Below are 25,307 nucleotides of genomic sequence, written 5' to 3'. Positions count from 1 at the left end.
ACAGGTTCCTTTAGACGTGCGCCGGTGAGGATGCCAGGTCGGCAACCTCGGTGTACAGCGGATGCGCTGCGGCCAGCGCGGAGACGCGGGCCTTCAGCGGCGAGAGGTCATCGTCCTCGCCGGCAATGAGCGCCAGCGCAATGATGTCCGCCACCTCGCGGAACGCGTCCTCGCCAAAGCCGCGCGTGGCCAGGGCCGGCGTTCCGATCCGGAGGCCGGAGGTCACCATCGGCGGGCGCGGATCAAAGGGCACGGCGTTGCGGTTGACGGTGATGTCGATCTGCTCGAGCCGGTCTTCGCCTTCCTGCCCGTTGAGGGCGGCGTTGCGCAGGTCCACCAGCACCAGGTGCACGTCGGTGCCGCCGGAGATCACGGAGATGCCCTTGGCGGTGACGTCGTCGGCCAGCAGCCGCTCGGCCAAGATCCGGGCACCGGCCAGGGTGCGCTCCTGGCGTTCCTTGAACTCGGGAGTGGCCGCGATCAGGAACGCGGTGGCCTTGCCGGCAATCACATGCTCCAGCGGGCCGCCCTGCTGGCCCGGGAAGACAGCTGAGTTGATCTTCTTGGCGATGTCGGCGTCGTTGGAGAGGATGATGCCGCCGCGCGGTCCGGCCAGGGTCTTGTGCGTGGTGGAGGTGACCACGTGGGCGTGCGGCACCGGGCTCGGATGCAGCCCGGCGGCGACGAGGCCGGCGAAATGTGCCATGTCCACCATCAGGTACGCGCCCACGGAGTCGGCGATGCGGCGGAATTCAGCGAAGTCCAGCTGCCGGGCGTAGGCGGACCAGCCGGCGACAATCAGCTTCGGCTGGTGCTCCTGAGCCAAGCGCTCGACCTCGGCCATGTCGATGCGCTGGGTGTCTTCGGCAACGTTGTACGGCACCACGTTGTAGAGCCGGCCGGAGAAGTTGATCTTCATGCCGTGCGTGAGGTGTCCGCCGTGCGCCAGGGACAGGCCCAGGATGGTGTCGCCCGGACGGATCAGGGCGTGCATCACCGAGGCGTTGGCCTGCGCGCCGGAGTGCGGCTGCACGTTGGCGAAGCCGGCGCCGAAGAGGTCCTTGGCCCGGTCAATGGCCAGCTGCTCAATGACGTCCACGTATTCGCAGCCGCCGTAGTAGCGCCGGCCCGGGTAGCCCTCAGCGTACTTGTTGGTCAGCACCGAGCCCTGGGATTCCATCACGGCCACTGAGGTGTGGTTTTCCGAGGCGATCATTTCCAGGCCGGACTGCTGGCGGCGGCGCTCGTTGTCGATCTGCCGCGCCACCTCCGGATCAATCTGCGCGAGGTGCGAGTTCAGGTAATCGGTCACAGCTCGCCGCCGTTCTTCTCTGCGTACTCCTCGGCGGTCAGCAGCGCGCCCTCGGAGGTGGCGTTGACCGTGAAGAGCCAGCCGGCGCCGTACGGATCCTCGTTCAGCAGGGCCGGGTTGTCGATGGCCTCCTGGTTGATCTCCATGATCTCGCCGGAGACCGGTGCGTACAGGTCCGAAACGGACTTGGTGGATTCCACTTCGCCGCACGTCTCGCCGGCGGTGACGACGGTGCCGACCTCGGGCAGGTCCACGTAGACCACATCGCCCAGCGCATCGGCGGCAACGGCGGAAATGCCGACCTTCACGGGGCTGGAGGAGTCCACCCACTCGTGTTCGGCCGAATAGCGGAGTCCTGCGTTTACTTTGCTCATGGTGTGCCTTTCGGTGCGTCTGCTGGTTCTTCGGGTTACTTCAAAGTCTAGGTCCGGGCACCGGAAGCGCGGCATTCTGCCGCCCTTAGACACCTCGCTCGTTCCTCGCTCGGCGATGCGGGCTACACAGAATGCCCCGCGACCGGCGCGCTTGGGTCACCCTGACCCGAACGCGCCGACCTGTCTCGGGGTGCTACTTCTCGCGCCGGTAGAACGGAAGTTCCACAACCGTGAACTGTTCGGGCTTGCCGCGGAGGTCGACGTCGAGGGTGGTTCCGGGCTCGGTGCAGGCCGCGTCGACATAGGCGAGGGCGATCGGATAACCGAGGGTGGGGCTCGGAGCGCCGGAGGTGACTTCGCCGACTGCCGTGCCGTCCCTAAGGACCGGATAGTGTGAGCGCGCGGAGCGTCGGCCGGCACCCTTCAGCCCGACCAGGCGGCGGGCGGGACCGGCGGCCTTGCGGGCCTCGAGCGCGGCACGGCCCACAAAGTCCCCCTCCTTGGAGAGGGCGACGACGGGGCCCAAGCCTGCGGCGTACGGGTCCGTGTCCAGGGTCAGTTCGTTGCCGTAGAGCGGCATTCCGGCCTCGAGCCGGAGGGAGTCGCGGCAGGCCAGCCCCGCGGGAATCAGGCCCCGCCCCTCCCCGGCGGCCAGCAGCGCTGACCACAGGGCCGGCGCGGCGTCGTTGGGCACATAGATCTCGAAGCCGTCCTCGCCGGTGTAGCCGGTGCGGGCCACGAGCAGCTCCAGGGTCCGCTCCCCCGCCCGGATGCCCACCGTGGCGGCGGCGTAGTACTTCATGCCCGTGACCAGGTCCTGCTGGTCGGCGGGCACCAGGGCCAGCAGGATGGCTTCAGCCTCGGGGCCCTGCACGGCCACCAGCGAGGTCTCCGCGGAGACATCGTGCACGCGCACGTCAAAGCCTTCGGCGCGGGCGGCCAGTTCGGCGGCCACCACCGGTGCGTTGCCGGCGTTGGGCACCACCAGGTAGGAGTCCTCGGCGAGCCGGTAACTGATCAGATCGTCGATGATCCCGCCGTCGTCGTTGGTGATCAGCGAGTACTTGGCCCGGCCAATCTTGACGGCGGAGAGCTTGCCGGCCAGGGCGTAGTCCAGGAACGCGCCGGCGTCCGGGCCGGCAACCTCGACTTCGCCCATGTGCGAGAGGTCAAAGAGGCCGGCGGCCGTGCGGACGGCGCGGTGTTCGGCCAGCTCGGAGCTGTACTTCAGGGGCATCTGCCAGCCGCCGAAATCGGTGAAGGCAGCGCCGAGCCGTTTGTGCTCTTCAAAGAGCGCCGTGTATTTTTCAGTCATCGTCGTACCTGTGTCTCTCTAGTTTTCAAAGTCTTCGATGGGCGGGCAGGAGCAGATCAGGTTGCGGTCGCCGGCAGCGCCGTCGATCCGGCCCACCGGAGGAAAGTACTTGTCCATCCGCTGGCTCTTCATCGGGAAGGCAGCCTGTTCGCGCGGATAGGCGCGGTTCCATTCGTTCCCGGCGACGACGACGGCGGTGTGCGGGGCGTTGCGCAGCGGGCTGGACTCAAGGGAGAAGTCCCCGGCGGCGACCTGGTCGATTTCGGCGCGGATGGCGATCATGGCGTCGATGAACCGGCCAATCTCGCCCAGGTCCTCGGACTCGGTGGGTTCCACCATCAGCGTGCCGGCCACCGGGAAGGACAGTGTGGGGGCGTGGAAGCCGTAGTCCACCAAACGCTTGGCAACGTCTTCGGCGGTGACGCCGGTCCGTGCGGTGAGCTCGCGCAGGTCCAGGATGCACTCGTGCGCCACCAGTCCGCCCTTGCCCGTGTAGAGCACGGGGAAGTACTCGTTGAGCCGGGCGGCGACATAGTTGGCGGAGAGCAGCGCGCTCTTGGTGGCTTCGGTCAGGCCTTCGCCGCCCATGAGGTTCACGTAGGCCCAGGAGATCGGCAGCACGCCGGCGGAACCGAAGCGCGACGCTGACACCGGGATGTCCTCACCCTCGGTCCAGGTGGCGGCGTCGCCGGGCAGGAACGGCGCCAGATGCGACTTCACTGCCACCGGGCCCACGCCGGGGCCGCCGCCGCCGTGCGGAATACAGAAGGTCTTGTGCAGGTTCAGGTGCGAGACGTCGCCGCCGAACTCACCCGGCTTGGCCAGCCCGACAAGCGCGTTGAGGTTCGCGCCGTCAATGTAGACCTGGCCGCCGGCCTCGTGCACGGCGTCGCAGACGTCGCGGACGTCGTCGTCGAACACGCCGTGGGTGGAGGGGTAGGTGATCATGATCGCGGAGAGGTTCTCGCGGTGCGCGTCGATCTTGGCGCGCAGGTCGGCGTGGTCAATGGCGCCGTCGTCCGCCGTGGCCACGACCACCACCTTCATGCCGGCCAGGACGGCGGAGGCGGCGTTGGTGCCGTGCGCGGAGGCCGGGATCAGGCAGACCGTGCGCTGCGTTTCGCCGCGGGAGGAGTGGTAGCCGCGGATGGCGAGCAGGCCCGCCAGCTCGCCCTGCGACCCGGCGTTGGGCTGGATGGACACCCGGTCGTAGCCGGTGATGACGGCGAGCTTGGCTTCCAGGTCCGTGATCAGTTCGCGCCAGCCCTCGGTCTGGGAATCCGGGGCGAACGGGTGGATGGATGCGAACTCCGGCCAGGTCATGGCCTGCATTTCCGCGGTGGCGTTGAGCTTCATGGTGCAGGAGCCCAGCGGGATCATGGTGCGGTCCAGGGCCAGGTCGCGGTCCGAGAGGCGGCGCAGGTAGCGCAGCATCTGGGTTTCGGAGCGGTGCGTGTGGAAAACCGGATGGGTCATGAACTCCGAGGTGCGCAGCAGCTGCCCGTCCAGTTCAAAGCCGGCCGGGGCCGACGCGGCGGCGGCCACGCCGTCGGCCGGGATGCCGAAGGCGGCGGCGACGTCGGCCAGCACGGCGGGTGTGGTGGTTTCGTCGCAGGAGATGCCCACGGTGTCGGCGTCGATGTGCCGCAGGTTGATGCCGCGGGCCTCGGCGGCCGCCACGACCGCGGCAGCCTTGCCGGGAACGCGGGCGGTGACTGTGTCGAAGAAGCTACCGTGGAGCAGCTCGATTCCGGCGCCGTGCAGCGCGGCGGCCAGCGACCGGGCGGAGTCGTGGGCGCGGCGGGCAATCGCGGTCAGGCCCTGCGGCCCGTGGTAGACGGCGTACATGGAGGCCACGATCGCCAGCAGCGCCTGCGCGGTGCAGATGTTGGAGGTGGCCTTCTCGCGGCGGATGTGCTGTTCCCGGGTCTGCAGCGCCAGCCGGTAGGCGGGGGTGCCGGCGGAGTCCTTGGAGACGCCCACCAGGCGGCCGGGCAGCGAACGCTCCAGGCCCTTGCGCACTGCCATGTAGGCCGCGTGCGGGCCGCCGAAGAACAGCGGCACACCGAAGCGCTGGACCGAGCCGACGGCGATGTCGGCACCCTGCTCGCCGGGAGGCGTGATCAGGGTCAGCGCCAGCAGGTCAGCGGCCACGGTGACCAGCGCGCCGCGGTTCTTCGCCTCGGCGATGACGGGGGCGAGGTCACGGACGACGCCGGAAACGCCGGGCTGCTGCAGCACGACGCCGGTGATCTCGCCGTCGGGCAGCCCGCCGGCCAGGTCGGCGACGATCACCTCGAAGCCCAGCGCCTTGGCCCGGCCCTTCACCACGGCGATGGTCTGCGGCAGCGTCTCGGCATCGAGGACAATGGCGCCGTCGGACTTGCCCTTGTTCGAGCGGCGCATCAGCAGCACCGCTTCGGCCACCGCTGTGGCTTCATCGAGCAGGGAGGCGTTGGCGATGGGCAGGGCGGTGAGGTCCTGGACCATCGTCTGGAAGTTCAGCAGGGCTTCGAGGCGGCCCTGGGAAATTTCGGGCTGGTACGGCGTGTAAGCGGTGTACCAGGCAGGATCCTCCACGACGTTGCGCAGGATCACCGGCGGGGTGTGCGTGCCGTAGTAGCCCTGGCCGATCATTTGCACGGCTGTCCGGTTTTTGCCGGCGATGGCGCGGAGCTGCGCCAGGGTTTCTTCTTCGGAGCGGGCCGGATCGAGAATCAGGGGGCTCCCCTGCCGGATGGCGGCGGGCACTGCCATGTCAGCCAGAGCATCCAGGGAATCGAACCCCACTGCCTTAAGCATCTCAGCGGCCGAACCGGCACGGGCGCCAATATGGCGGTCAACAAACGCCGCTGCGGAAACCGAACCCGCTGCAGCCGCATGTGCGGCGATGGGGGTTGAAGCAGTGGACAGATCAGCAGTCATGAGGGGCTCCAGGAAAGGCAGACGGGGGTACGCCAACGATTGTTGAGTCCTCCCCGCTCTGTAGGGGACCTGAGAGATTCCGCGGGGGTGGCCCCGCTTGCACCGTCGGTGAGTTCCGCGCCAAGGCGCGGAGCTGCTTTCCAGAGTTGCCTCGCTGTGGCGGTACAGGGGCCTGAGAGATTCCCGGGGAGGGTTTGCTCCTACGGCGCCCGCCGAAGCCGTAGTGATACGGCTTCGGTTTTACGGCTGCAGTTTTACGGCTGCAAGCTGCGGGACTCTCCCGCCACGGCTGATAAAGGCATATTCACTTGTGTATTTCCACCAGTGACCATACCCTCCGGCACGAGTCCCAACAAGAGAGTGACGGCCGCCGCTTCCTCTTTGACGATCGTCCGCCCCTGCCCGCGGCCGCGGCTGGCCGCGAAAACCGCCAAATTGACATCGTCCGCGCCGGGCTTCCAAACTTGATTGTCGGCGGTGGCGCCAACAGCCTCAGGCGGCCTCACGCAGGGCGCCGGTCCGTGTGCGTGCGGCGTCACATGTGCCGGCTGGTGCCTATTGAGAAAGAGCCCAATGCCCGACCGCTTGCCCAGCCCCTCCCCCGCACCTTCCCCCGCGCCGTCCCCGGATTCTTCCGTAGCGCCTTCCCCTGTGCCTTCCCCCGCCCCTTCCCCCGTGGATACATCCGCCGGAGGACAAAGTTCCGCCGAGCCGGAACTCTCCCGCTCCCTCTCCAACCGCCACATCCAGCTCCTGGCGATCGGCGGTGCCATCGGGACCGGCCTGTTCATGGGGTCGGGAAAGACCATCTCGGCGGCGGGACCGTCAGTGATCTTCGTCTACATGACCATCGGCTTCATGCTGTTCTTCGTCATGCGGGCCATGGGTGAACTGCTGCTCTCCAACCTCAAGTACAAGTCCTTCAGCGACTTCTCCGCGGATCTGCTGGGACCCTGGGCCGGCTTTTTCACCGGCTGGACCTATTGGTTCTGCTGGGTGGTCACCGGGATCGCGGATGTGGTGGCGATCTCCCACTACGTCACGTTCTGGTGGGCCGACGCTCCGCTGTGGATCCCGGCGCTGGCCTGCATCCTGGTGCTGCTGGCCCTCAACCTGCCCAGCGTCAAGGCGTTCGGTGAGGCCGAATTCTGGTTCGCCCTGGTCAAGATCCTGGCCATTGTCACCCTTATCGTGGTGGGCCTGGTCCTGATTTTCACCCGCTTCGAGTCCGGTGACAACAACGTCGCCGGCTTCAACAACCTTTGGGAGCACGGCGGCCTGTTCCCCACCGGCCCCATGGGCTTCGTGGCCGGATTCCAGATCGCGGTGTTCGCGTTCGTGGGCATTGAACTGGTGGGAACGGCGGCGGCTGAAACGAAGGATCCGGAAAAGAACCTTCCGCGGGCCATCAACTCGATTCCACTGCGCATCATGCTCTTCTATGTAGGTGCCCTGGTGGTGTTGATTTCGGTGATTCCCTGGGACAGGTTCAGCGCTGACGAGAGCCCCTTCGTGGGCATGTTCACCCTCGCCGGCCTGGGTGCGGCAGCCGCCGTCGTGAACTTCGTGGTGCTGACCTCAGCTGCATCGTCAGCAAACTCGGGGATATATTCCACCTCGCGCATGGTTTTCGGTTTGGCGCACGACGGCGACGCCCCCGGGGCGTTCGGCCGCCTGTCGCGGCGCAAGGTGCCGCAGAACGCCCTGTTCTTCTCCTGCACCTTCCTGCTGGCCGGAGTGGTGCTGCTTTACGCCGGCGAGTCGGTCAGCGCGGCGTTCACGCTGGTCAGCACCATTTCGGCGCTGTGCTTCATGTTCGTGTGGACGATCATCCTGGTGAGCTACCTGGTGTACCGCCGCCGCCGGCCGCAGCTGCACGAAGCATCCATTTTCAAGATGCCCGGCGGCGTGGTGATGGTGTATGTGGTGCTGGCCTTTTTCGGCTTCCTGCTGTGGGCGCTGACCACCAAGGCTGACACCCTGCAGGCGCTGCTGGTCACTCCGATCTGGTTCGCCCTGCTGGGCGTGGTCTACGCTTTCCTGCGCCGGACGCCGCTCCATCAGGCACGGGTGGCCGAACACAAGGCCATGGTCGCGGCGGAACGGGCAGGTACCCGCCTCAGCTAGCCGCGGGTGAAGTCGAGATAACGGCGGGCGGACTCCTGCACGATGCGGTCGGCGCCGTGCGGGATCACCCGGTCCCACCAGCCGCCGTAGAGGCGCTCGTAGCGCAGCGGTGCCAGCCGGGCCGCAGCTTCCTGAACAACTTGGGGACGCTCCGGTATCTGGTTCGGGTAGCTGTAGAGGAAAGACACGTGCGTGCGGTCGGGGATGACATTGATGATGTCACCGCTGAAGAGGGCGCCGCCGCCGTCGGGGTCCCCGGACCAGTGCAGCACCGTCCCGCCCGGGAAATGAATCCCCGCCCGGTACAGGGTCAGGTCCTCGCCCAGGCTGCGGTCATCGCCGTCCCAGAACTCCAGGACCGGATCGGGGCGGCCGACCCAGGACCGGTCGGCGGCGTGCAGGTAGACCGGCACGCTGAATTCACGGGCCCATTCCACCATCGTTGTATAGAAGTGCGGATGGCTGATGGCTATGGCGCTGATCCCGCCCTCGGCACGGATCAGGGCCGCGAGTTCATCATCCAGATACGCCTGGCAGTCCCAAAGAACATTTCCGCCCGCCGCCTTGACCAGCAGCGCCCGCTGCCCGATGGCGAAGGCCGGTTCGCAGCCGATGCCCAGCACCCCCGGCCCCTGGGCATGGATGCTCCCGCGGTGCGACGGACCGCGCAGTCTGGCGAGCGTGGTCCAGGCCTGGCCGGTCAGCGGCACGTACTGGCGTTCGTCGTCGCAGATGGGACAGTCCGAACGCGCAGCGCCGTACTGCGTTCCGCAGGCGACGCACAGCGGCAGGACCGCCGCGGCGAGGACCGGAGAGTCCGCGTCCCGCTCGGCCGGGAATTCATGTGGCATGGGCCTAATAAACCACGGTTCCCGTTGAGCTGACAGTGTTGCCGGACAACGCCGTCTTGTTGCTGGCCTCCAGGTGGATCCCCAAGCTGTGCAGCGGCGTTTCGAGGGCAGAGGCGAGGTTCGGAACAACTGTTCCCTGGATCCGGTTGATGACCTCCCCAATGTCGGCGCGGGCGTTGACCGTCACCTTCAGGGTCAGGTCGGGGTGGTCGACGGTTCCGCGCAGCAGCGCAGTGGAACCCACCACCCCGGGTATCTGGTCCGTTTCATACTGGACAGCTCCCGCCAGCACGGAGGGATCGCACACCGTGATGCCGCGCGCGGCATCCTCCTGCAGCCGGAACGGGCCGGCGGCGAGCCGCCGGGGAATCTGGGCCAGCATCCACCACAGGCCCAGCAGGCCCAGCAGCAGTCCGGCGATCAGAGCGACGACGGGAGCGTAGTCCGGACCGGTGACTGCCTCCGGGGGGCCGCTGAGGACCGGCCCTGCCGCAGGGCCCACCACGCCGGTGGCCAGCAGCAGGACCCAGATGCCCGCTGCGAGACACAGCAGGCCAAGGATGGTCAGCCAAACACGGTTGGCCTTGCCGGGGTGCTGCCGCATGATGTTTCCCTATCTCTTTCGAAGCTGCTGCCGATCTTGCGCTTTGTCCGTCCCTGCTCCGTCTTCACGTCGGGGCACCCGGTCGTGTCAGTTGCCGGACCGGATGATGACGGTGATGGCCGGAACCGGATCCAGGCCTGCCGCCTGCAGGCGGGACCGAACGCCGTCAGCGACCCAATGCTGCAGGTCCGCAGTGTCCCGCAGCGCGGTGTTCACTGTCACCCGGACCTCCCGGTCCGTCGCCGTCGCGGTCGCCGAGGACACGCCGTCAATGTGCTCGCAGGTTGCCGCTGCCAGCCGGGCAGCGGCTCGCCGTGACATGACGGCCTGGCTCCGTCCCACAACTTCCCGCTGGGGCTCCAAATGCAGGCGCAGCGAATGGAAGCGTCCCGGGATGAACACGGCGAGCAGCAGCGCCAGGCCCACAACGGCCAGGAGAATGCCAGCCACCCAGGCTCCGACGCTGTTCCAGCTCAGGGAGGCAAGCCAGTCGGACACGCCAGTGAAGAATGGCGGCCATTGGCCCTGGGCCAGCCGTGCTATCGCCGCCCAGATCAGCAGGACCCCGACGGCCAGCAGGACCAGGCCGCAGATGATGGCCGGCACGGCACGGCTCGGCCGGGGACGCAGCGTGACGGGCGGGCCGCCGTTCACTGCAGCCTCCGCCGGCCGTCAGCCGGCGCATCGGGCCAAAGCCACGAAACGGTGACGTCGACCTGGCGCACCTCCACACCGGTCAGCTCCGTGAGCCGACCGGAAATCCGGTCCCGCAGCTGATCCGCGGCCCGCCGGAGCGGCACCGGATAGGGCAGGCCCACCTCCACCTTCATCGAGGCGAGGTTTCCCGCCAGCTCGACGTCGGCCCGCGGCCGGGCTGAAACGTCCGCCCGTGCCCCGATTCCCAGGAACCCTCCGCTGCTGCCGCCCGCGAAGGTTTCATCCTTCGCAATCTGTCCGGCCATTTTTTCGACTACCTTCCGGGAGAGCACGGTGGTGCCCCGGGCTCCGATCTCCGGCCACGGCTGGCGCCCCGCCGGTGGACCGGCGCCCTGGATTCCGGGTGCGCTCATCTGCTCGACGCTCTGCCGAACATGGACTGAAGGTCAAGTTTGCCGTCGGCTGCCATCCCCACCAGCAGTCCAACCAGACCGAAAAGCACGGCCAGCAGGAGGGCGTACCACCCCCCGAAAGCCAATACGATTCCCAGGATCAGGCCTACCGCCAAGCACCATTTTGTTGCGGACATGAAGTCCTCCTTCAGTAGGTTGCCGCCGCCGTTTCAAAGACCGGGCCGGCACATTGCTCTATCTCAAAAAGGCCCTATTCCAACCGGTCCGAGGGCTTCGGGCTTGAATCCTCGTCGTCGCCCGCGTCGTCGTCCGGCAGGTGAACGTCAGTGACGTTCACGTTGACCTCCAGCACTTCCAACCCGGTGGCGTTTTCCACCGACCGGATGACGTTGCGGCGGATGCCCTGGCTGACCTCCACGATGGAGTAGCCGTATTCGACCACGATGCTCACGTCGATCGCAGCCTGCCGCTCCCCCTTCTCCACACTGACGCCGTTGCTGACGTTGGTTTGGGATCCCGGGATCCGCTCGGTCATCGAGCTGAAGGCCCGCCGCGCGGCGTTGCCCATCGCAAACACCCCCGGCACCTCCCGGGTGGCCATGCCCGCCAGCTTCTGCACCACGGTCTCCTCGATGGTGGTGTCGCCGTGCTGCGTGTGCAGCGGACCCGACTTCCGCACCGGCTCCGTGTCACTGGAGCTGGTAGCCGTGCTGGCGGCCACGCTCCCGGTGGTTCCGCCCGGGGAGCCTGCGGTGCTGTGCCCCGTGGGCGCCGGACCGGCGGATGGTCCTGAAGGTTGTTGGGCATCTGCCATGTAACTCATCTCCTGCTCGGAACTGGACCCCGCGGGGCCGCGTGAAGGGATCGCGTACGGCATTAATGACGCTGATGGCGGGCAATCGTCACGCCGCACCACAAACTTCTTATTCTCCGGCCGTGCATGGCCTGTGAGTGTTCCGCGGAACCGGAGCGTCTGCGATATTGAAACCGGTCCGGCGGTCGCCGGACCGGACAGGGGTGCTCATGGCCACGGCTGAATCACCGGAAGAGTCCGGCACCTACACGCAGTCCCGCCGGCCGCCATTTTCCGGCAAGCCCGGCACGCTGAGCGGCTTGGATGAGGCCACCATCGTGGCTCGCGCCCAGGACGGGGACCTTGCTGCCTTTGAACACCTGGTGGAGACTTACCAGGGTCGGCTGTTCCGGCTGGCCTACCGGATGCTCAATGACCGGGGCGAAGCCGAGGACGTCGTGCAGGACACGTTGACCGCCGGCTGGCGGGCCCTTCCCGGGTTGGACCGGTCGGGCGCCTTCGGCGGCTGGGTGTACCGGACGGCCACCAACCGCTGCCTCGACGTTCTGCGCCGCCGCAGCGCCCACCCCGAGGACAGCATGGATTCAGCCGGTCTGTGGCCGGCTCTTGCAGTACAGTCCGGCGACCCGCACCGGAATGCGGAGATCGCTGCGGAGTTCGAGTGTCTCTCCCGTGCCTTGGCGGCGCTTCCGCCGGGGCAGCGGGCCTGCTGGCTGCTCCGCGAACTCCATGACCAGAGTTATGCGGAGATCGGAGCCGCATTGGGAATCAGTCCGGTCACCGTGCGCGGGCGGCTGGCGCGGGCCCGGGAGAAACTGGCGGAGGCAATGATCCAATGGCACTAGAAAACCCTTCTCCCGCTCCGGCCTGCGGCCGCACCGCCAACCGGGTCTGGCACGAGATCGGGCGTCCGCCGGATCTGCATACCCGCTCGTGTCCGGATTGCCGACAGGCCAGGAGCAGCCTGGAAGCGCTGTACACGGCGACGGTCTCGCTGCGTGACCACGATCTGAGCCACCCCGCCTTCCGCCCGCCGCGGGGCCTCAAGGACGCCATCATTGACGTGGCCTGCGCCCAGGTGCGGCGCGGGGTGCTGCTTCCGGTCGCGGCGACCGCGGACGGGACCGTGGAAGTCAGCGAACTCGCACTCGCCGCCGTCGTCCGCGATGCTGCCAGTACCGTTGGCGGGGTCCGGGCACGCCGCTGCCGCATTGATCTGACCCCCGATGCCGCCGCCGGACTGCGAATCCATCTGCGCACCGCGGTGGCACCCGGCGTGGACATCTGCCGGGCGATGGACTTCCTGCGCCGGAACATCCGCAGCGCCGTGGCTGCCTCCGTGGGGATCATTCCGCACACTGTCCACCTGACCGTGGAGGACTTGTACGATGACTGACCGGCCCCTTCGCGGCAGGATCGCCGGCAGCAAAACGGTGGCCGAACTGGCGGCACGGGTCGCCGTGGAAACACCCGGCGTTCTTCGGCTGGAACCAAGCCTGGGCCGCCTGCTGATGCGGCTCGGCGCGGCGGCCCGCAACGGGCTGCGCGGCATCCCGGAGCCCGGCTCCCTGACGAGCCGGGCGGGCGTCTTTGCCGCCGTCTCCGCCGGCCGGGCCACCGTCGACCTGGAGGTGGCCACCGATGCCAGGTTCAACGCCGTGAGGGTGGCTGCCGACCTGCAGGAACGGGTGCGGCAGGCCCTGGAGCACACGGGGGTGGCGACCGCGGCCATCAACGTCACAGTCCTGGCCATCGAAGAACCTCCGCCCGTGCCCCGATTTCCGGGGCGGTGACCTGCCCGGTGGGATCCTGGCAGAGCACTTTCGCCCAGTGGGCCCCGGCGTGGGCCGCAGTGCGCGGACTGCACAGCACTCCGGACGGCGATGCCGTGCAGATGGCGCCGGCGGGCGGCACGGTTCCTCCGCAGTACGTCGTTACCTGGCCGGGCCGGGACACCCCGCGGGCAGCAGCGGAGGTGATGGGCCGCAGGGGCGCGCGTCTGACCCTGGTGACCGATGATGCCGAAACTGCCTACGGATTTGCCGCCGGGCAGGGGCTGGTGCCGCTCTCGCGGCTGGCGCTGCTCACCGCCGATCCGTCGGACCTGCCTCAGGTGCCGCAACTCCCCGAGGGCGCGGAGCTTGGCCTGGCCGAAAGCGCGGGCGGCTCGGTGGTCGAAATCAGTGCGTCCGGCAACCCGGTCGCCCGGGGCCGGATTGCCCTGGGAAGCGGATTCGCGGTGTTCGGGGGCATCGATATCCGGCGCGCGGACCCGGACCACACGATGGAGTCCGCTGTGCTGGCTGCGCTCACCGGTGAAGCCGCGGTTCGGGAAGCACCGCTGATCCTGATGCCCGCGCTGCCGAAGTCGGCCCTCTGGTACGGCCGGCAGGGCTGGAGCACGACGGCGGACATCCTCACCTTTCTGCGGGCCAACGACACGTAGCTCCGGGCCGCGGGAAACCATCCGTGTAAACTGCCTTCCACTTGGCGCCCAGCGGGCCGCCTCAGAGCTCCACACCATCCCAGGGAGATGCACGATGGCCATAAACGTAAGCGATTTGTCCCCTGTCGAGGGGTCCGAGAAGATCCTGACACCGGATGCACTGGTTTTCCTTGAAGAACTGCACCACCGGTTCCGCGCCACCCGTGATGAACGGCTGGCGGCCCGGATCGAACGCCGCAACCGCATCGCTGCCGGGGAAAGCCTGGATTTCCTGCCGGAGACGGCCGAAATCCGTGAGGCCGACTGGACGGTGGCGCCGGCCCCGGCTGCGTTGACGGACCGGAGAGTTGAGATGACCGGACCCGCTTCACCGGCCAAAATGGCCATCAACGCGCTGAATTCCGGCGCCAAAGTCTGGCTGGCGGACCTCGAAGACGCCCAGACCCCCACCTGGCACAACGTGGTGGACGCCCAGGTCAATCTGTACGGAGCCTCTCGCGGGAACCTGTCCTTCAGCAGCGGGGAGGGCAAGGAATATGCGCTCCGGAACGACGCGCCGCTGGCAGTGATGGTTGTCCGTCCCCGCGGCTGGCACCTGCCCGAGAAGCACGTGACCGTCGACGGCGAACCCGCCGTGGGCGCACTGGTGGACTTCGGCCTGCACTTCTTCGCCAATGCCCGCGCCCTGCTGGAGAACGGCGCCGGCCCGTTCTACTACCTGCCCAAGATGGAAAGCCATCTGGAAGCCCGGCTCTGGAATGACATTTTCTCCTTCGCCGAGGACTACGTGGGCGTGCCGCAGGGCACCATCCGCGCCACGGTGCTGATCGAGACCATCCCGGCCGCTTTCGAAATGGACGAAATCCTCTACGAGCTGCGCGACCACGCTTCGGGCCTGAACGCCGGCCGCTGGGATTACCTGTTCAGCATGATCAAGGTTTTCCGCGATGCCGGGAAGGCGTTCCTGCTGCCCGACCGCGCCGACGTTGCCATGACGGCCCCGTTCATGCGGGCGTACACGGAACTGCTGGTGAAAACCTGCCACCGCCGCGGTGCCTTTGCCATGGGCGGCATGGCGGCGTTCATCCCCAACCGGCGCGAACCGGAGATCACGGCCAAGGCGTTCGAGAAAGTGACTGCGGACAAAACCCGTGAAGCCAACGACGGCTTTGACGGGTCCTGGGTGGCCCACCCGGATATGGTTGCCACCTGCCGCGAGGTCTTCGACTCGGTCCTTGGGGAGAAGCCCAATCAGGTGGACCGCCAGCGCGACGACGTCTCCGTGTCGGCTTCCGAGCTGCTGGACGTCAGCACGGCCGGCGGCTCCATCACCGAGGCCGGCCTCCGGTCAAACCTTTACGTGGCAGTGGCGTACACGGCCGTCTGGCTCTCCGGCAACGGCGCCGTGGCCATCCACAACCTCATGGAGGACGCCGCCACGGCCGAGATCTCCCGCTCGCAGGTGTGGCAGCAGGTCCGGAACGGCGTTGTCCTGGAGGACACCGGCGCCACGGTGACGCCGGAGCTGGTGGAGCGGATCCTGTCGGAAGAGACCGAGCGGCTGCGAGGCGAGGTTTCCGAGGACCTGTTCACCCGCTACTACGCCCCTGCCAGCCAGCTGATCGCTGACATCAGCCTCGCCGAGGAGTACGTGGACTTCCTGACGCTGCCCGCCTACGAGCTGATCGACTAACGTTCCCGGTGCGGCTCCGGCATCACTGCCGGAGCCGCACCGCAGCGCAGGTCCGACGCATGGAACCGGGCAAATAACGGCTGCATGCGCGCCGATCCCGGAACTTTGGCAAGATGGCAGCATGACCCAGAGCCCTCACCGCACGCCCGTACTTCCGGAACCAGAAGTACGGGCCCTGGCCCGCGCCCTCTCCGCCGGGGATGTGACTGTTTTTGTCGATGGAACGGCACTTCGCCTGCCGGCGGCCGCACGCGACGCCGTCCTGGATCTGCTCGGCCGGCTGGGCCGGGGCGAATCAGTCACCGTGGCTTCCGAAACCGGGGTCCGCGCCGAAGCCGCCGCTGCCGGCACCGTGCCGAAATCCCGCGAGCCTGCCGCCCGGAACGGTTCGAACGTGCCGCTCCTGACGACGTCGCAGGCCGCTGCCGCCGCCGGAATCTCGCACACCTACCTGCGGAACCTGACGGACGCCGGCATCATTCCCGTTGAATACCGCGGTACCCACCGCCGCATCCGCCTGTCCGACGTCGAAGCGTGGCTGGAGCAGCAGCAGGCCAAGACGGCCCGCGGGCAGCACGGGGAACCGTCGGGCGGGCAGTGACGGGCACCACTCCCCTATGCTGGTGAGAACCCGGCGGTCCGCCGCCGCACCTGCGATGTTTTGGAGCCAACTGTGATCATCGGTATCCCCAAAGAAATCAAGAACAACGAGTTTCGCGTCGCCATCACGGCTTCCGGCGTCCATGAGTTCACCATGCGCGGACATACCGTGCTTATTGAGTCCGGAGCCGGCACCGGGTCGAGCATCAGCGATTCCGAGTACGCCGCCGCAGGTGCCCGGATTCTCGAGTCCGCCGACGACGTCTGGAACGGGGCCGGGCTGATCCTGAAGGTCAAGGAACCGGTTGCTTCCGAATACCGCTACTTCCGTCCTGATTTGGTGCTCTTCACCTACCTGCATCTGGCCGCCGCCCCGGAGCTGACCCGGGCGCTGATGGATTCCGGCATGACGGCCATCGCCTACGAAACCGTCCAGGAAGGGCGGTCACTGCCGCTGCTGGCCCCCATGTCCGAGGTGGCCGGACGGCTGTCCGTCCAAGTGGGGGCCCAGTGCCTGACGTCGCCGGCCGGCGGCCCCGGACTGCTGCTGGGCGGCGTCCCCGGCGTCCGGCCGGCAAAAGTGGTGGTGCTCGGCGCCGGAGTGGCCGGCACCAATGCCGTCGCCGGGGCGGTCGGGTCCCATGCCGACGTCGCCGTCCTGGACATCAACATCGACCGGCTGCGCCAGCTCGACGCACAGTATGCAGGCCGCATCCGCACCATCGCCTCGAACGCCTTCGAGATCGAGCGCGCCCTGCTCGACGCTGACCTGGTGATCGGATCGGTGCTCATTCCCGGAGCCCGTGCTCCGAAGCTGGTCAGCAATGACATGGTTTCGCGGATGAAGCACGGCAGCGTCCTGGTGGACATCGCCGTCGATCAGGGCGGGTGCTTCGAAGACACCCGTCCCACCACCCACCAGGACCCGACGTACCGGATCCACGGCTCCCTGTTCTACTGCGTGGCCAACATGCCCGGTGCCGTCCCGAACACCTCCACCTATGCGCTGACGAACGTGACGCTTCCCTACGCCGTCGCACTGGCGGACCGCGGGATCCGCGGCGCCCTCACCTCCTCGCAGGCGCTGGCGCGCGGACTGAACGTTGCCGGCGGCGAGGTTACCCACGCCTCCGTCTCCGTGGCCCACGGGCTGGACCTGGCACCGGACTGGACGGAGCTGGTGCCCGCCTAGCGGCCGGCGGCGAAGTGGGTGGTGCCCGGCTCGCCGTTCAGCCGGCCGACGATCTCGGCCGCCAGAACCCGCACCTTGATGTTCCTGCTGTTCGAAGCCCGGCGCAGGGTGTCAAAGGCCTCCCGCTGAGTGCAGCGGTCCTGCCCCATGATGATCCCCACCGCTAGGTCAATGTCGGTCCTCGACGCGAGCACGGCCTGCAGGTCCTCCACGGTGGCCACGTGCTGTGAAACGCGTACCGCAAGCAGCAGCGCATGGGAGGCCTCGGCCGCATAGGTGCGGGCGACCCGGCGGAAGTCCTCGTCAAAGACGTCCGGATCCTTGGCGTAGAGATTCATCGCGGCTTTGGCTTCGCCGCCCAGTTTGAGCGGAACGGAATACAGTGAGCGGATTCCGACGTCCCTGATGTGCTCCATGTACTCGGGCCAGCGCGAGTCGGTGGCCGCATTGCCCACATGCACCTCATCCTGGACCCGGATGGCGTCCAGGCAGGGGCCGTCGCCGAAGGCGTACTGGATCTCATCCAGCTGGAGCGCCTCGCCGTCGCTGCTGGCCACTGTGAACTGGTGGTTCCGCGAACGCTGGAGGGTGATCCCGCAGTAAACGGTTCCGCGAGTGGACAGGGACGACGACGTCAGCACGGCGAGGGCGTGGAGAAAGTCCTGGACGTCCTCGTGCTGCATGAGCAAATCCTGCAGCCGCACCCAGGGAGCGGCGTCTGTCCTCTGGTCTTCCATGGTTCCTTGCCTTGCATTCCCGGCGACTCTGCGTCGCTGACGCCCCGTCCGGGAATTGTTCGGGGCGCGGTTCGATACTACGATAAGAAACTCACGGTCAAGACGCGGCCATGGCTTCCTGCGAACCCTTCAGCAGAGGACCACCATGGATCCCGCAGTTCACCCTCCCCTTTGCCATCAATGCGGCATGGATGATTTCCTCATTTTCGAATCCTTCATCCCGGCAGCGGACAACAGCCCGGGCGTGGCCAATTACACGTGCTCCGCGTGCGATACATTCGCCGGCCATCAGGTGCCTGCCGGCTGGACGCCGCCGGGCTGGCACCATGAGTCCTGAGCAGATTTCAGCGGGCGCCGTCGATTTTCCCCGGCTGCTCGCCGCTGCGGCCTTCCTCACGAACCGGGCCACCGAAGAATCCCTTGCCGAGCTTCGGCTCACCCAGGAGCGGACCATTATTCTTGGCCTCTTGACCTCTTCGCCCGCCGACGCGGCAGCCCTGGCCACTGCCTCCGGCCTGGCGCCCGGGTGCGTTGACGACTGTGTGCGTGCCCTGGAGTGCTGCGGCTATGCCACCATCGGCTCCGGCGGCAGGTGGACCATAACGTCCGCCGGGGCCGCCGTGGAGACCCAGGCCAGGCAGGCCGAAGTCCGGCTCCTGGCGGGCGACAACGACGACGGGCTGCGACGGGACCTTTCGGCCCTGATCCGGGCTTTGACGCCGTCGCCGGAGAGCGAACCGAAGAGCTAGCGGCGGCGCAAATCAAAGTCAGCGGCCCCCAACGGCAGCGCAGCCGCCGCCCCGAACGGGGCAGCGGCTGCGCCAATACTTCTTTACCCGGGCCTAATCTTCGCCCGGGCGGCTGTGCCTAAGCCACGGCTGTCGGGAAACGCTCCCAGACCCGGTGCGCTGCCAGCAGGCCCGTGAGGCTCGCTGTCACTTCGGTGGCACTGCCCACGACGACGCCGGGTGCCTGCGGGGAAACTCCGGCGGCCTCCAGCACGGCAGCTCCGTCGCCCCAGGCCCCAATGGCCTTGGAGTGGCGGAATGCTTCGGTCAGGAGCAGGGTGATGCGCGGATCGAGGGCGAAATTCCCCTCGGGATTGCCGGCCTTGGCGTCAAGGCTGTCGACGGCGTCGGTCGCCGGAGCTCCGGAGGCCGCCACCACGATGGCGTCGAACTCGGTGGAGCGCGCGGTCAGGTAGGTCCGCTGAATGGTCACTTCGCCGCCCAGCTTTCCGCCGTGCGGTGCGATCACCAGCGGCACCATGCCCTCGGCGTCGACGGCGGCCAGGACCTCGGCGAGGGCGCCCAGGTCGGTGGCCTCGTCAGCCACGACACCGATGATGCGCCCGGCCACGGGCCAGGTTCCGCCCAGCTGGCTCAATGCCGGGCTCGGCTCGGTGTCCTCAACGGCAACGTTGGGTGCCGGTGCTTCCAGGCCCAGTCCGGTGGCTACTTCCGACGCCAGGCGCTCATCGATGTTGGCCAGCGCCTGCAGCTGGCGCAGCCGGATGTTCTCCTCGTAGCACTTGCCCAATTCAAACGTGTAGGCCTGGACCACGTGATCCTGCTCCACGGGCGTCAGGGAACGGAAGAACATCCGGACCTGGCTGTAGTGGTCGTCGAAGGTGGCCGGATTCTCGCGGACCTTGCGGGCCGCCGGGACCTCGGCGGGAACGTCAATGAAGGCGCCCATGTCCGCGCCTGCCATGAACGGGCAGCCGCCGTCGAGGGAGTTGGGCTGGTACGGAGCAACACCGGAGTGGTCGGCGTGCTGATGGAAACCCTCACGGAACATGTCGTTGACCGGCGCGTGCGGGCGGTTGATCGGAATCTGGCTGAAGTTCGGTCCGCCCAGCCGGGTCAGCTGGGTGTCGATGTAGGAGAACAGCCGGCCCTGGAGCAGCGGGTCGTTGGTGACATCGATGCCCGGCACCAGGTGTCCCGGGTGGAAGGCCACCTGCTCGGTTTCCGCGAAGAAGTTCGTGACGTTGGCGTTCAGGGTCATCGTGCCGATGAGCTGCACCGGTGCCAGTTCCTCGGGAACGAGCTTGGTCGGATCCAGCAGGTCGATCCCCTCGAACATTTCGTCCTCGGTATCCGGGAAGACCTGGATGCCCAGGTCCCACTGCGGAAAGGCGCCGGCTTCGATGGAATCGGCGAGGTCGCGCCGGTGGTAGTCAGGATCCATGCCGTTGATGATCTGGGCTTCTTCCCAGACCAGGGAGTGCACGCCCTGGCGGGGCTTCCAGTGGAATTTCACCAGGGTGGTTTCGCCCTTGGCGTTGACCAGGCGGAAGGTGTGGACGCCGAAGCCTTCCATGGTGCGGTAAGACCGCGGAATACCGCGGTCGGACATGTTCCACATGGTGTGGTGCTGGGCCTCGGTGTGCAGGGAGACGAAGTCCCAGAACGTGTCGTGGGCGCTCTGCGCCTGCGGGATTTCACGGTCCGGATGAGGCTTGCCGGCGTGGATCACGTCAGGGAACTTGATGGCGTCCTGAATGAAGAACACGGGAATGTTGTTGGCAACCAGGTCGTAGTTGCCCTCATCGGTGTAGAACTTGGTGCTGAAGCCGCGGGTATCCCGGACGGTGTCAGCTGAACCGCGGGATCCCAGGACCGTGGAGAAACGGACGAAGACCGGAGTTTCGGTGCCCTTGGCCAGGAAACCCGCACGCGTGACGCCCTCCGCCGCACCGTTGGCCACAAACACGCCGTGGGCAGCCGCGCCGCGGGCATGCACCACGCGCTCCGGGATGCGCTCGTGGTCGAAGTGGGTGATTTTCTCCCGAAGATGATGGTCCTGCAGGAGAATGGGACCGCGCCGGCCTGCCTTGAGGGAATGATCGGTATCCTGCAGCCGGACGCCCTGCGCGGTGGTCAGATACCGGCCGCTCTGGGCGTTGGAGACCTTGGGCGCCCCGGTGGGAACGCCGGTGGGAGAGACCGTTTCCGGTCCATCCTGATCCGGCTTGGGAGGCAGCGGCTCGCGCGGCTCGGTGGGTTCATTCAGCTCGGGCGCCAGCGGCGCCGGAGCCCCCGGGATGGGAAGGTCGGGCACGGATGAGCTGTTTTCGGACATGTAGCCTCCATCATTGTTAGGACCATGTGGCCGCCAAACCGCGGCGACAGTATCCCCACCCTACTAAATTAGTAAGCCTGCTGACACTCCGACTTTTCAGCCCTCGGAGGACCCCGTCACGGAGGCCACCAGACCGGTCCACCCGTCAATGATCCGGTCAAGGGGCATACCCGCCGTGCGGTGCAAATGCAGCAGCAGCCCGGCTTCAAGGAAGGCCTCCAGCTGATAGGCAGTCAGTTCGGGATCGCGGACGGCAGGAACGGCCGACAGCAGCATGGTGAGGTGCAGAAGTTCCAGTTGGCGCGTGGCATGCCGGTGGTGCGTAAAGCCGTCCACAGCAGCGGCGCGCCGGAGTTCGCCGGTAATTTCCAGGGCCCGGATCCGTGCCTGGCCGAAGGCATGCAGGCGCTCCAGCGGCTGCGCTCCCGGCCCAAGCGGAGCCGGTCCCCGCATATAGCTCTCCTGAAAGCCGCGCTGGGCGTGATCCAGGAGGGCCTGCATCAGCCCGGCCCGGCTGCCGAAGCGTCGGAAGACCGTGCCCTTGCCCACTCCGGCGCGGCGGGCCAGGTCATCCATGGTGAGGGCGTCGACGCCGGCTTCTGACACGATGGCCAAGGCGGTGCCCAGCAGCAGGCGCCGATTTCGGGCAGCGTCCAGGCGCTCCCATCCGCCGATGTCTTCTTCGCGCCCGCTGCCCTGCATGCGGGACAGTCTAACCCGCGCGGAATATAAGCGGACCACAGTCCGTTTATAGTATGAGAAGAGCAGACAGCGCCCGTTCCGGGCACGTCCCAAAGAGGAGTTCCCTTGAGCACCAAAGTACTAACCCTGGTCGGCAGCCTTCGCGCCGGCTCGGTCAACCGCCAGCTTGCCGACACCGCAGCCCTCACCGCCGGCGACGACGTCGACATCGTGATCTTCGACGGGATTGGACAGGTCCCGTTCTACAACGAGGACATCGATGTCGAGGGATCCGTTCCCGAAGCTGCTGCCGCCCTGCGCGCCGCGGCAGCTTCCGCTGACGCCCTGCTGCTGGTCTGCCCGGAGTACAACGGCACCATGCCCGCCGTTCTGAAGAACGCCCTCGACTGGCTTTCCCGCCCCTTCGGCACGAGCGCCATCTCCGGCACTCCTGCTGCCGTCATTGGCTCGGCCTTCGGCCAGTACGGCGGGGTCTGGGCGCACGACGACGCCCGCAAGGTCCTGGGCATCGCCGGCGCACGCGTCATTGACGACGTCCGCCTCTCCATCGGCGGCTCGGTTTCGCGTTTCGCGGAGATCCACCCGAAGGACGATTCCGAGATCGTGGAGCAGCTCCGCGGCGTCGTGTCGACGCTTGCCGGAGAAGCCGAGGCCTCCGCAGCCTAAGGCACGCAGACAAACGGGGCCTCACGCCTCAACGCCCGCAGCATCAGAGAGGGACGTCTTCACCCGGGTGAAGACGTCCCTCTCTTCATCGGCGCTAGTCCCAAAATCCGCCGGCCCACGCCGCATCCCGCAGGTAGTCCCGTGCGGGGCCAACATCCCAGAGCTCTCCATGAGACTCCACCATGCCTTGGTCCCGAAGGACGTCGACAACGTCTTCGGAGCATCCCAGGACTTCAGAGAGATCCCGGGAGTTGGCCGCTACCACCAACTCATTGCGACTAGCCACTGCGGCTTCCTTCCTGATGTTGGGTCTTCGGCCGGCCTAATGCCTGTCGAGGAGTGCTGCTTCGCGTTCAACGCTCCAGCTCCGGGCGTACAGTCCCAAAGCCGCTTCTTCACGGAGCGACAGTCCCAGCCGGTTGAGAAGCATGTGTGCCTGGTAGACGGTGAGGTGCTGGGCGCTTCGGCTCAGCCGGGCTTTGTCGGCGCGGTACAGATACGTGTCTATGGTCCGAAACCAGCGTCGACGCCAGTTCTCCACTGCCGATTCAGCCGCCGTTGCCGCCATCAGCCGCTGGGTGGGCATGACCTTTGCCGCCACTTGGACCGTCATCGCCTGCCGCACGCTGGCGGCCCGCGAACCAAAGCCTGACGTGCAGCTGCGCAGATGGCTGTCCCAGTAATAGTCCCAGGAGATCCGCCGGCGGTCCGGCCAGCTGGCCGAGCGCGGGCCCTTCATCATTGCCCGTGCCGAATCAAAGAGCAGCAGGGAGCCGAGGGCCCACCTGTTCTGGACCTTGGGAAAGCGCGCCGTCGCCCATGCCCCGAGGTCGGATGAGAGCTCAAAAACTTCTTCGGCGAGGGCAAGGCCTTCGACCCCTCCGTACTTGGCCAAATCTGCTTCCATCCGCAGATTTTGCTGCTCTGTACCGCCGGGGTTCGGGCGGTCAGTTGCCGGTTCACTGTACTCGTGGGTCACCTCCAGGTGGCCGATGACTCCCGATGCCTGGTCCCGGAGCGCCGCCAGCAGGAATTTCAGCCGCTCCAAGACCTCGGGTTCCGCCAGGATCCTGAGCCGCACGTGCGCGTTTGCCGGCTCCATGCACCTCGTGTAATACCATCGGCGGGCTCCCTTGGCCTGTGCCTGGGCCGCCAGCGGGGTAACCAACTCTCCAATGATGCCGTCCGCTACATCGAAGCCCCCGGTGTAGAAGGAGAGCGTCCACCATTGTGCGGTTGAGTGAGTTCGTGAGGCGTTTCGAACTGCTGTCAGCTGACTCATGGCATGCATCCCCTCCGGGGTTGTTGCTTGGCTACCGCCGCTGGGCGGGGTCTTGCAGTTTTCTCGTAGTGAAGGTGTTGTCGTAAAGGTGTTGATGCAGGCCCCCTAAGGGGCATCCCTTAGAGCCAGTCCCAAACCTTGCTGGTCATTTTCGTTCCCCCTCCTGTGCCTGCGGCTGATCCCCAGCCTGTGCGAGTGATTGACTCCGAAAGCTTCCCCCGCCCCGCGAGTCTTCGTCTACCCCTTCCGGTGCCCGGTTCCTGTCATGCCCCGTTTCACCCCCGGTGCCGCCGGCCCCCGCCCCCAGCCCAACGGAAACGCCCGAGATCAGCGCAGCAAACCGGCATTTTCCAGCCGTCAGCCGAGGCTCAGGGGTTAGTGGCATTAACTGGCCATGTCAGCCTTTCCATCTGTCGGACCGGAAGCCGGCCGCCACCGTGCGCGGACCGCCGATGGATAGGGTAGCCTCAGCACCACCGAAAGGAGCCGCTGCAGTGGATGATGTATGTCTGGCCGTGTACCGGTACGCCGTCAGCAGTCCCGGCTGGAGGGTTGACGAAGCCTCCGAGGCGCTGGGCTTCACCACGCGCTCCATCGAATCGGCCATCGAGCAGCTCATGGAGCGGCGCCTGCTGATGCGGGCCAACGAAGGCCCCCGGAGCAGGTTCGCGGCAGTCTCGCCGGACGTCGCACTGGCGGAACTCGTAGACCCGGACGAACGTGCGCTGCTCGATCTGCGCTCGAGGATCGCCGCGACCCGTCGGGAGCTGGCCGGCCTTGCCCATGTCTTTGCCGAAGCCAGCCGGCAGGCTTCCACCGATGCCGCCGTCGAAGTCCTGGAGGACCCGGACCAGGTGATGAGCGTCCTCATCGAGTACGGCCGCTCCGCATCCGACTGCGTCCTGATGGCGCGCCCCGGCCCGGGAGCCACTGCCGACGCGCAGGAGGAAAGCATCCAGAAGGATGTCGATCTGCTGCGGCAGGGGGTGCGGCGCCGGACGCTCTACCATTCCAGCATCCGGGACCACATGCCCACCCGCAGGGCAGTGGAGATTGTCACGGCAGCAGGCGGCGAATTCCGGACCCTCCCGCACATGCTGCTGCGGATCGTGATCTTCGACGGCAAGGTGGCCGTGGTTCCGCGCGCGCGGTGTGCTGATGACCGGGCCGGATTGGTCGTCCGCGACCCCCACCTGATTCACCTCTTCGTGCGCATGTTCGATTTTGCCTGGGAACTTGGCGAGCCGTTCCTGGCAGAAGACCCGCAGCCAGGGCAGCTGAGCAGCCTGCAGCGGTCAATCCTCCGTGCCCTCGCCTCGGGGCAGTCAGATGAGGTCATCGCCCGGAGGTTGGGGATCAGCGTGCGGACCTGCCGCCGGCACATTGCCAAAATGCTGGAGGACCTTGGCGCGGAAAGCCGGTTTCAGGCCGGAGTGAAGGCGCACCGGGCAGGCTGGATTTAGACAACGAATGTTGTCTCCGCGTGAACTGAAGCGGCTAGGATATGGGG

The 25,307-nt window shown here is 67.1% G+C and carries 27 protein-coding genes and 1 riboswitch; of the genes, 12 read left to right on the top strand and 15 right to left on the bottom strand.

Translation table 11 applies throughout. From position 1 onward, the window contains the following. Positions 1 to 10: 10 nt before the first annotated feature. From glyA to gcvP, 4 genes are all read right to left on the bottom strand, one after another. Positions 11 to 1,312, bottom strand: a complete 1,302-nt coding sequence (gene glyA / locus QNO00_RS10960; protein ID WP_284024536.1) for a serine hydroxymethyltransferase — start codon at positions 1,310 to 1,312, stop codon at positions 11 to 13. Next, on the bottom strand, positions 1,309 to 1,686 hold the full coding sequence (gene gcvH / locus QNO00_RS10955; RefSeq protein ID WP_229966332.1) for a glycine cleavage system protein GcvH: 378 nt from the start codon (positions 1,684 to 1,686) through the stop codon (positions 1,309 to 1,311). Before gcvH ends, glyA begins: the two co-directional genes overlap by 4 nt. A gap of 193 nt (positions 1,687 to 1,879) precedes the next feature. Next, on the bottom strand, positions 1,880 to 3,001 hold the full coding sequence (gene gcvT / locus QNO00_RS10950; RefSeq protein ID WP_284024535.1) for a glycine cleavage system aminomethyltransferase GcvT: 1,122 nt from the start codon (positions 2,999 to 3,001) through the stop codon (positions 1,880 to 1,882). An 18-nt stretch (positions 3,002 to 3,019) separates the two neighbouring features. Further along, positions 3,020 to 5,926 (bottom strand): aminomethyl-transferring glycine dehydrogenase, encoded by a 2,907-nt coding sequence (gene gcvP / locus QNO00_RS10945; RefSeq protein WP_284024534.1) that lies wholly within the window; start codon positions 5,924 to 5,926, stop codon positions 3,020 to 3,022. Positions 5,927 to 6,076: 150 nt separating this feature from the next. After that, positions 6,077 to 6,219, bottom strand: a riboswitch (glycine riboswitch). A gap of 280 nt (positions 6,220 to 6,499) precedes the next feature. Between gcvP and cycA the strand changes: the two genes are divergently transcribed. After that, positions 6,500 to 8,053: a D-serine/D-alanine/glycine transporter gene (cycA, locus tag QNO00_RS10940; RefSeq protein WP_284024533.1), complete on the top strand. Its 1,554-nt coding sequence runs from the start codon at positions 6,500 to 6,502 to the stop codon at positions 8,051 to 8,053. On the opposite strand, the gene QNO00_RS10935 is transcribed toward cycA, so the two are convergent. From QNO00_RS10935 to QNO00_RS10910, 6 genes are all read right to left on the bottom strand, one after another. Then, positions 8,050 to 8,904 carry an MBL fold metallo-hydrolase gene (locus QNO00_RS10935; protein WP_284024532.1) on the bottom strand — a complete coding sequence of 285 codons (855 nt, stop codon included), beginning with the start codon at positions 8,902 to 8,904 and terminating at the stop codon, positions 8,050 to 8,052. The two genes, cycA and QNO00_RS10935, sit on opposite strands and share 4 nt — an antisense overlap. A 4-nt stretch (positions 8,905 to 8,908) precedes the next feature. Further along, positions 8,909 to 9,508: an Asp23/Gls24 family envelope stress response protein gene (locus QNO00_RS10930; RefSeq protein WP_284024531.1), complete on the bottom strand. Its 600-nt coding sequence runs from the start codon at positions 9,506 to 9,508 to the stop codon at positions 8,909 to 8,911. 87 nt (positions 9,509 to 9,595) lie between these two features. Further along, positions 9,596 to 10,162 carry a DUF6286 domain-containing protein gene (locus tag QNO00_RS10925; protein WP_284024530.1) on the bottom strand — a complete coding sequence of 189 codons (567 nt, stop codon included), beginning with the start codon at positions 10,160 to 10,162 and terminating at the stop codon, positions 9,596 to 9,598. Continuing rightward, on the bottom strand, positions 10,159 to 10,578 hold the full coding sequence (locus tag QNO00_RS10920) for an Asp23/Gls24 family envelope stress response protein (protein ID WP_229966339.1): 420 nt from the start codon (positions 10,576 to 10,578) through the stop codon (positions 10,159 to 10,161). Before QNO00_RS10920 ends, QNO00_RS10925 begins: the two co-directional genes overlap by 4 nt. Further along, positions 10,575 to 10,754, bottom strand: coding sequence for a hypothetical protein (locus QNO00_RS10915; RefSeq protein WP_229966340.1), 180 nt, complete (start codon positions 10,752 to 10,754; stop codon positions 10,575 to 10,577). The genes QNO00_RS10920 and QNO00_RS10915 overlap by 4 nt, the downstream gene beginning before the upstream one ends. 74 nt (positions 10,755 to 10,828) lie before the next feature. Further along, on the bottom strand, positions 10,829 to 11,392 hold the full coding sequence (locus QNO00_RS10910) for an Asp23/Gls24 family envelope stress response protein (RefSeq protein ID WP_284024529.1): 564 nt from the start codon (positions 11,390 to 11,392) through the stop codon (positions 10,829 to 10,831). Positions 11,393 to 11,601: 209 nt separating this feature from the next. Here QNO00_RS10910 and QNO00_RS10905 point away from each other — a divergent pair, with 209 nt between their 5' ends. The 7 genes from QNO00_RS10905 to ald all read left to right on the top strand — a co-directional run bounded on the left by QNO00_RS10905 (position 11,602) and on the right by ald (position 17,323). After that, positions 11,602 to 12,237 carry an RNA polymerase sigma factor gene (locus QNO00_RS10905; RefSeq protein WP_284024528.1) on the top strand — a complete coding sequence of 212 codons (636 nt, stop codon included), beginning with the start codon at positions 11,602 to 11,604 and terminating at the stop codon, positions 12,235 to 12,237. After that, positions 12,228 to 12,788 carry a hypothetical protein gene (locus QNO00_RS10900; protein ID WP_229966343.1) on the top strand — a complete coding sequence of 187 codons (561 nt, stop codon included), beginning with the start codon at positions 12,228 to 12,230 and terminating at the stop codon, positions 12,786 to 12,788. The genes QNO00_RS10905 and QNO00_RS10900 overlap by 10 nt, the downstream gene beginning before the upstream one ends. Then, positions 12,781 to 13,185, top strand: coding sequence for an Asp23/Gls24 family envelope stress response protein (locus QNO00_RS10895; RefSeq protein WP_284024527.1), 405 nt, complete (start codon positions 12,781 to 12,783; stop codon positions 13,183 to 13,185). Before QNO00_RS10900 ends, QNO00_RS10895 begins: the two co-directional genes overlap by 8 nt. Before the next feature lie 8 nt (positions 13,186 to 13,193). Then, positions 13,194 to 13,838, top strand: a complete 645-nt coding sequence (locus QNO00_RS10890) for a hypothetical protein (protein ID WP_284024526.1) — start codon at positions 13,194 to 13,196, stop codon at positions 13,836 to 13,838. Positions 13,839 to 13,932: 94 nt separating this feature from the next. Next, positions 13,933 to 15,531, top strand: coding sequence for a malate synthase A (aceB, locus tag QNO00_RS10885; protein WP_284024525.1), 1,599 nt, complete (start codon positions 13,933 to 13,935; stop codon positions 15,529 to 15,531). 121 nt (positions 15,532 to 15,652) lie between these two features. Next, positions 15,653 to 16,132 (top strand): helix-turn-helix domain-containing protein, encoded by a 480-nt coding sequence (locus tag QNO00_RS10880; protein ID WP_284024524.1) that lies wholly within the window; start codon positions 15,653 to 15,655, stop codon positions 16,130 to 16,132. Between the two features lie 72 nt (positions 16,133 to 16,204). Beyond that, a complete protein-coding gene (gene ald / locus QNO00_RS10875; protein ID WP_284024523.1) occupies positions 16,205 to 17,323 on the top strand; it encodes an alanine dehydrogenase in 1,119 nt (372 codons plus the stop codon). Here ald and QNO00_RS10870 read toward each other — a convergent pair. Then, positions 17,320 to 18,060, bottom strand: a complete 741-nt coding sequence (locus QNO00_RS10870) for a GAF and ANTAR domain-containing protein (protein ID WP_229966349.1) — start codon at positions 18,058 to 18,060, stop codon at positions 17,320 to 17,322. The genes ald and QNO00_RS10870 overlap by 4 nt on opposite strands. 187 nt (positions 18,061 to 18,247) lie before the next feature. Between QNO00_RS10870 and QNO00_RS10865 the strand changes: the two genes are divergently transcribed. After that, a complete protein-coding gene (locus QNO00_RS10865; RefSeq protein WP_284024522.1) occupies positions 18,248 to 18,397 on the top strand; it encodes a hypothetical protein in 150 nt (49 codons plus the stop codon). Next, positions 18,387 to 18,809, top strand: a complete 423-nt coding sequence (locus QNO00_RS10860; RefSeq protein ID WP_284024521.1) for a hypothetical protein — start codon at positions 18,387 to 18,389, stop codon at positions 18,807 to 18,809. Before QNO00_RS10865 ends, QNO00_RS10860 begins: the two co-directional genes overlap by 11 nt. Before the next feature lie 118 nt (positions 18,810 to 18,927). Here the strand turns inward: QNO00_RS10860 and QNO00_RS10855 are convergent, their stop codons facing one another. Continuing rightward, the gene (locus QNO00_RS10855) at positions 18,928 to 21,147 is read right to left on the bottom strand and encodes a catalase (RefSeq protein ID WP_229966352.1); all 2,220 of its coding nucleotides are present in this window, start codon (positions 21,145 to 21,147) and stop codon (positions 18,928 to 18,930) included. A 96-nt stretch (positions 21,148 to 21,243) separates the two neighbouring features. After that, positions 21,244 to 21,849: a TetR/AcrR family transcriptional regulator gene (locus QNO00_RS10850; protein ID WP_284024520.1), complete on the bottom strand. Its 606-nt coding sequence runs from the start codon at positions 21,847 to 21,849 to the stop codon at positions 21,244 to 21,246. 105 nt (positions 21,850 to 21,954) lie between these two features. On the opposite strand from QNO00_RS10850, the gene QNO00_RS10845 reads away from it, so the two are divergent. Then, positions 21,955 to 22,515, top strand: a complete 561-nt coding sequence (locus QNO00_RS10845; RefSeq protein ID WP_284024519.1) for an NAD(P)H-dependent oxidoreductase — start codon at positions 21,955 to 21,957, stop codon at positions 22,513 to 22,515. A gap of 94 nt (positions 22,516 to 22,609) precedes the next feature. Here the strand turns inward: QNO00_RS10845 and QNO00_RS10840 are convergent, their stop codons facing one another. Beyond that, the gene (locus QNO00_RS10840) at positions 22,610 to 22,801 is read right to left on the bottom strand and encodes a hypothetical protein (RefSeq protein ID WP_229966355.1); all 192 of its coding nucleotides are present in this window, start codon (positions 22,799 to 22,801) and stop codon (positions 22,610 to 22,612) included. A gap of 36 nt (positions 22,802 to 22,837) precedes the next feature. Beyond that, the gene (locus QNO00_RS10835) at positions 22,838 to 23,797 is read right to left on the bottom strand and encodes a lantibiotic dehydratase C-terminal domain-containing protein (protein ID WP_229966356.1); all 960 of its coding nucleotides are present in this window, start codon (positions 23,795 to 23,797) and stop codon (positions 22,838 to 22,840) included. Between the two features lie 494 nt (positions 23,798 to 24,291). Here QNO00_RS10835 and QNO00_RS10830 point away from each other — a divergent pair, with 494 nt between their 5' ends. Next, a complete protein-coding gene (locus QNO00_RS10830) occupies positions 24,292 to 25,260 on the top strand; it encodes a helix-turn-helix transcriptional regulator (RefSeq protein ID WP_284024518.1) in 969 nt (322 codons plus the stop codon). The last annotated feature ends 47 nt before the right edge of the window (positions 25,261 to 25,307 follow it).

It is taken from the genome of Arthrobacter sp. zg-Y1219 (assembly GCF_030125545.1).
Classification (GTDB): domain Bacteria; phylum Actinomycetota; class Actinomycetes; order Actinomycetales; family Micrococcaceae; genus Arthrobacter_B.
This window is presented reverse-complemented; position numbering and strand designations above follow the sequence as displayed.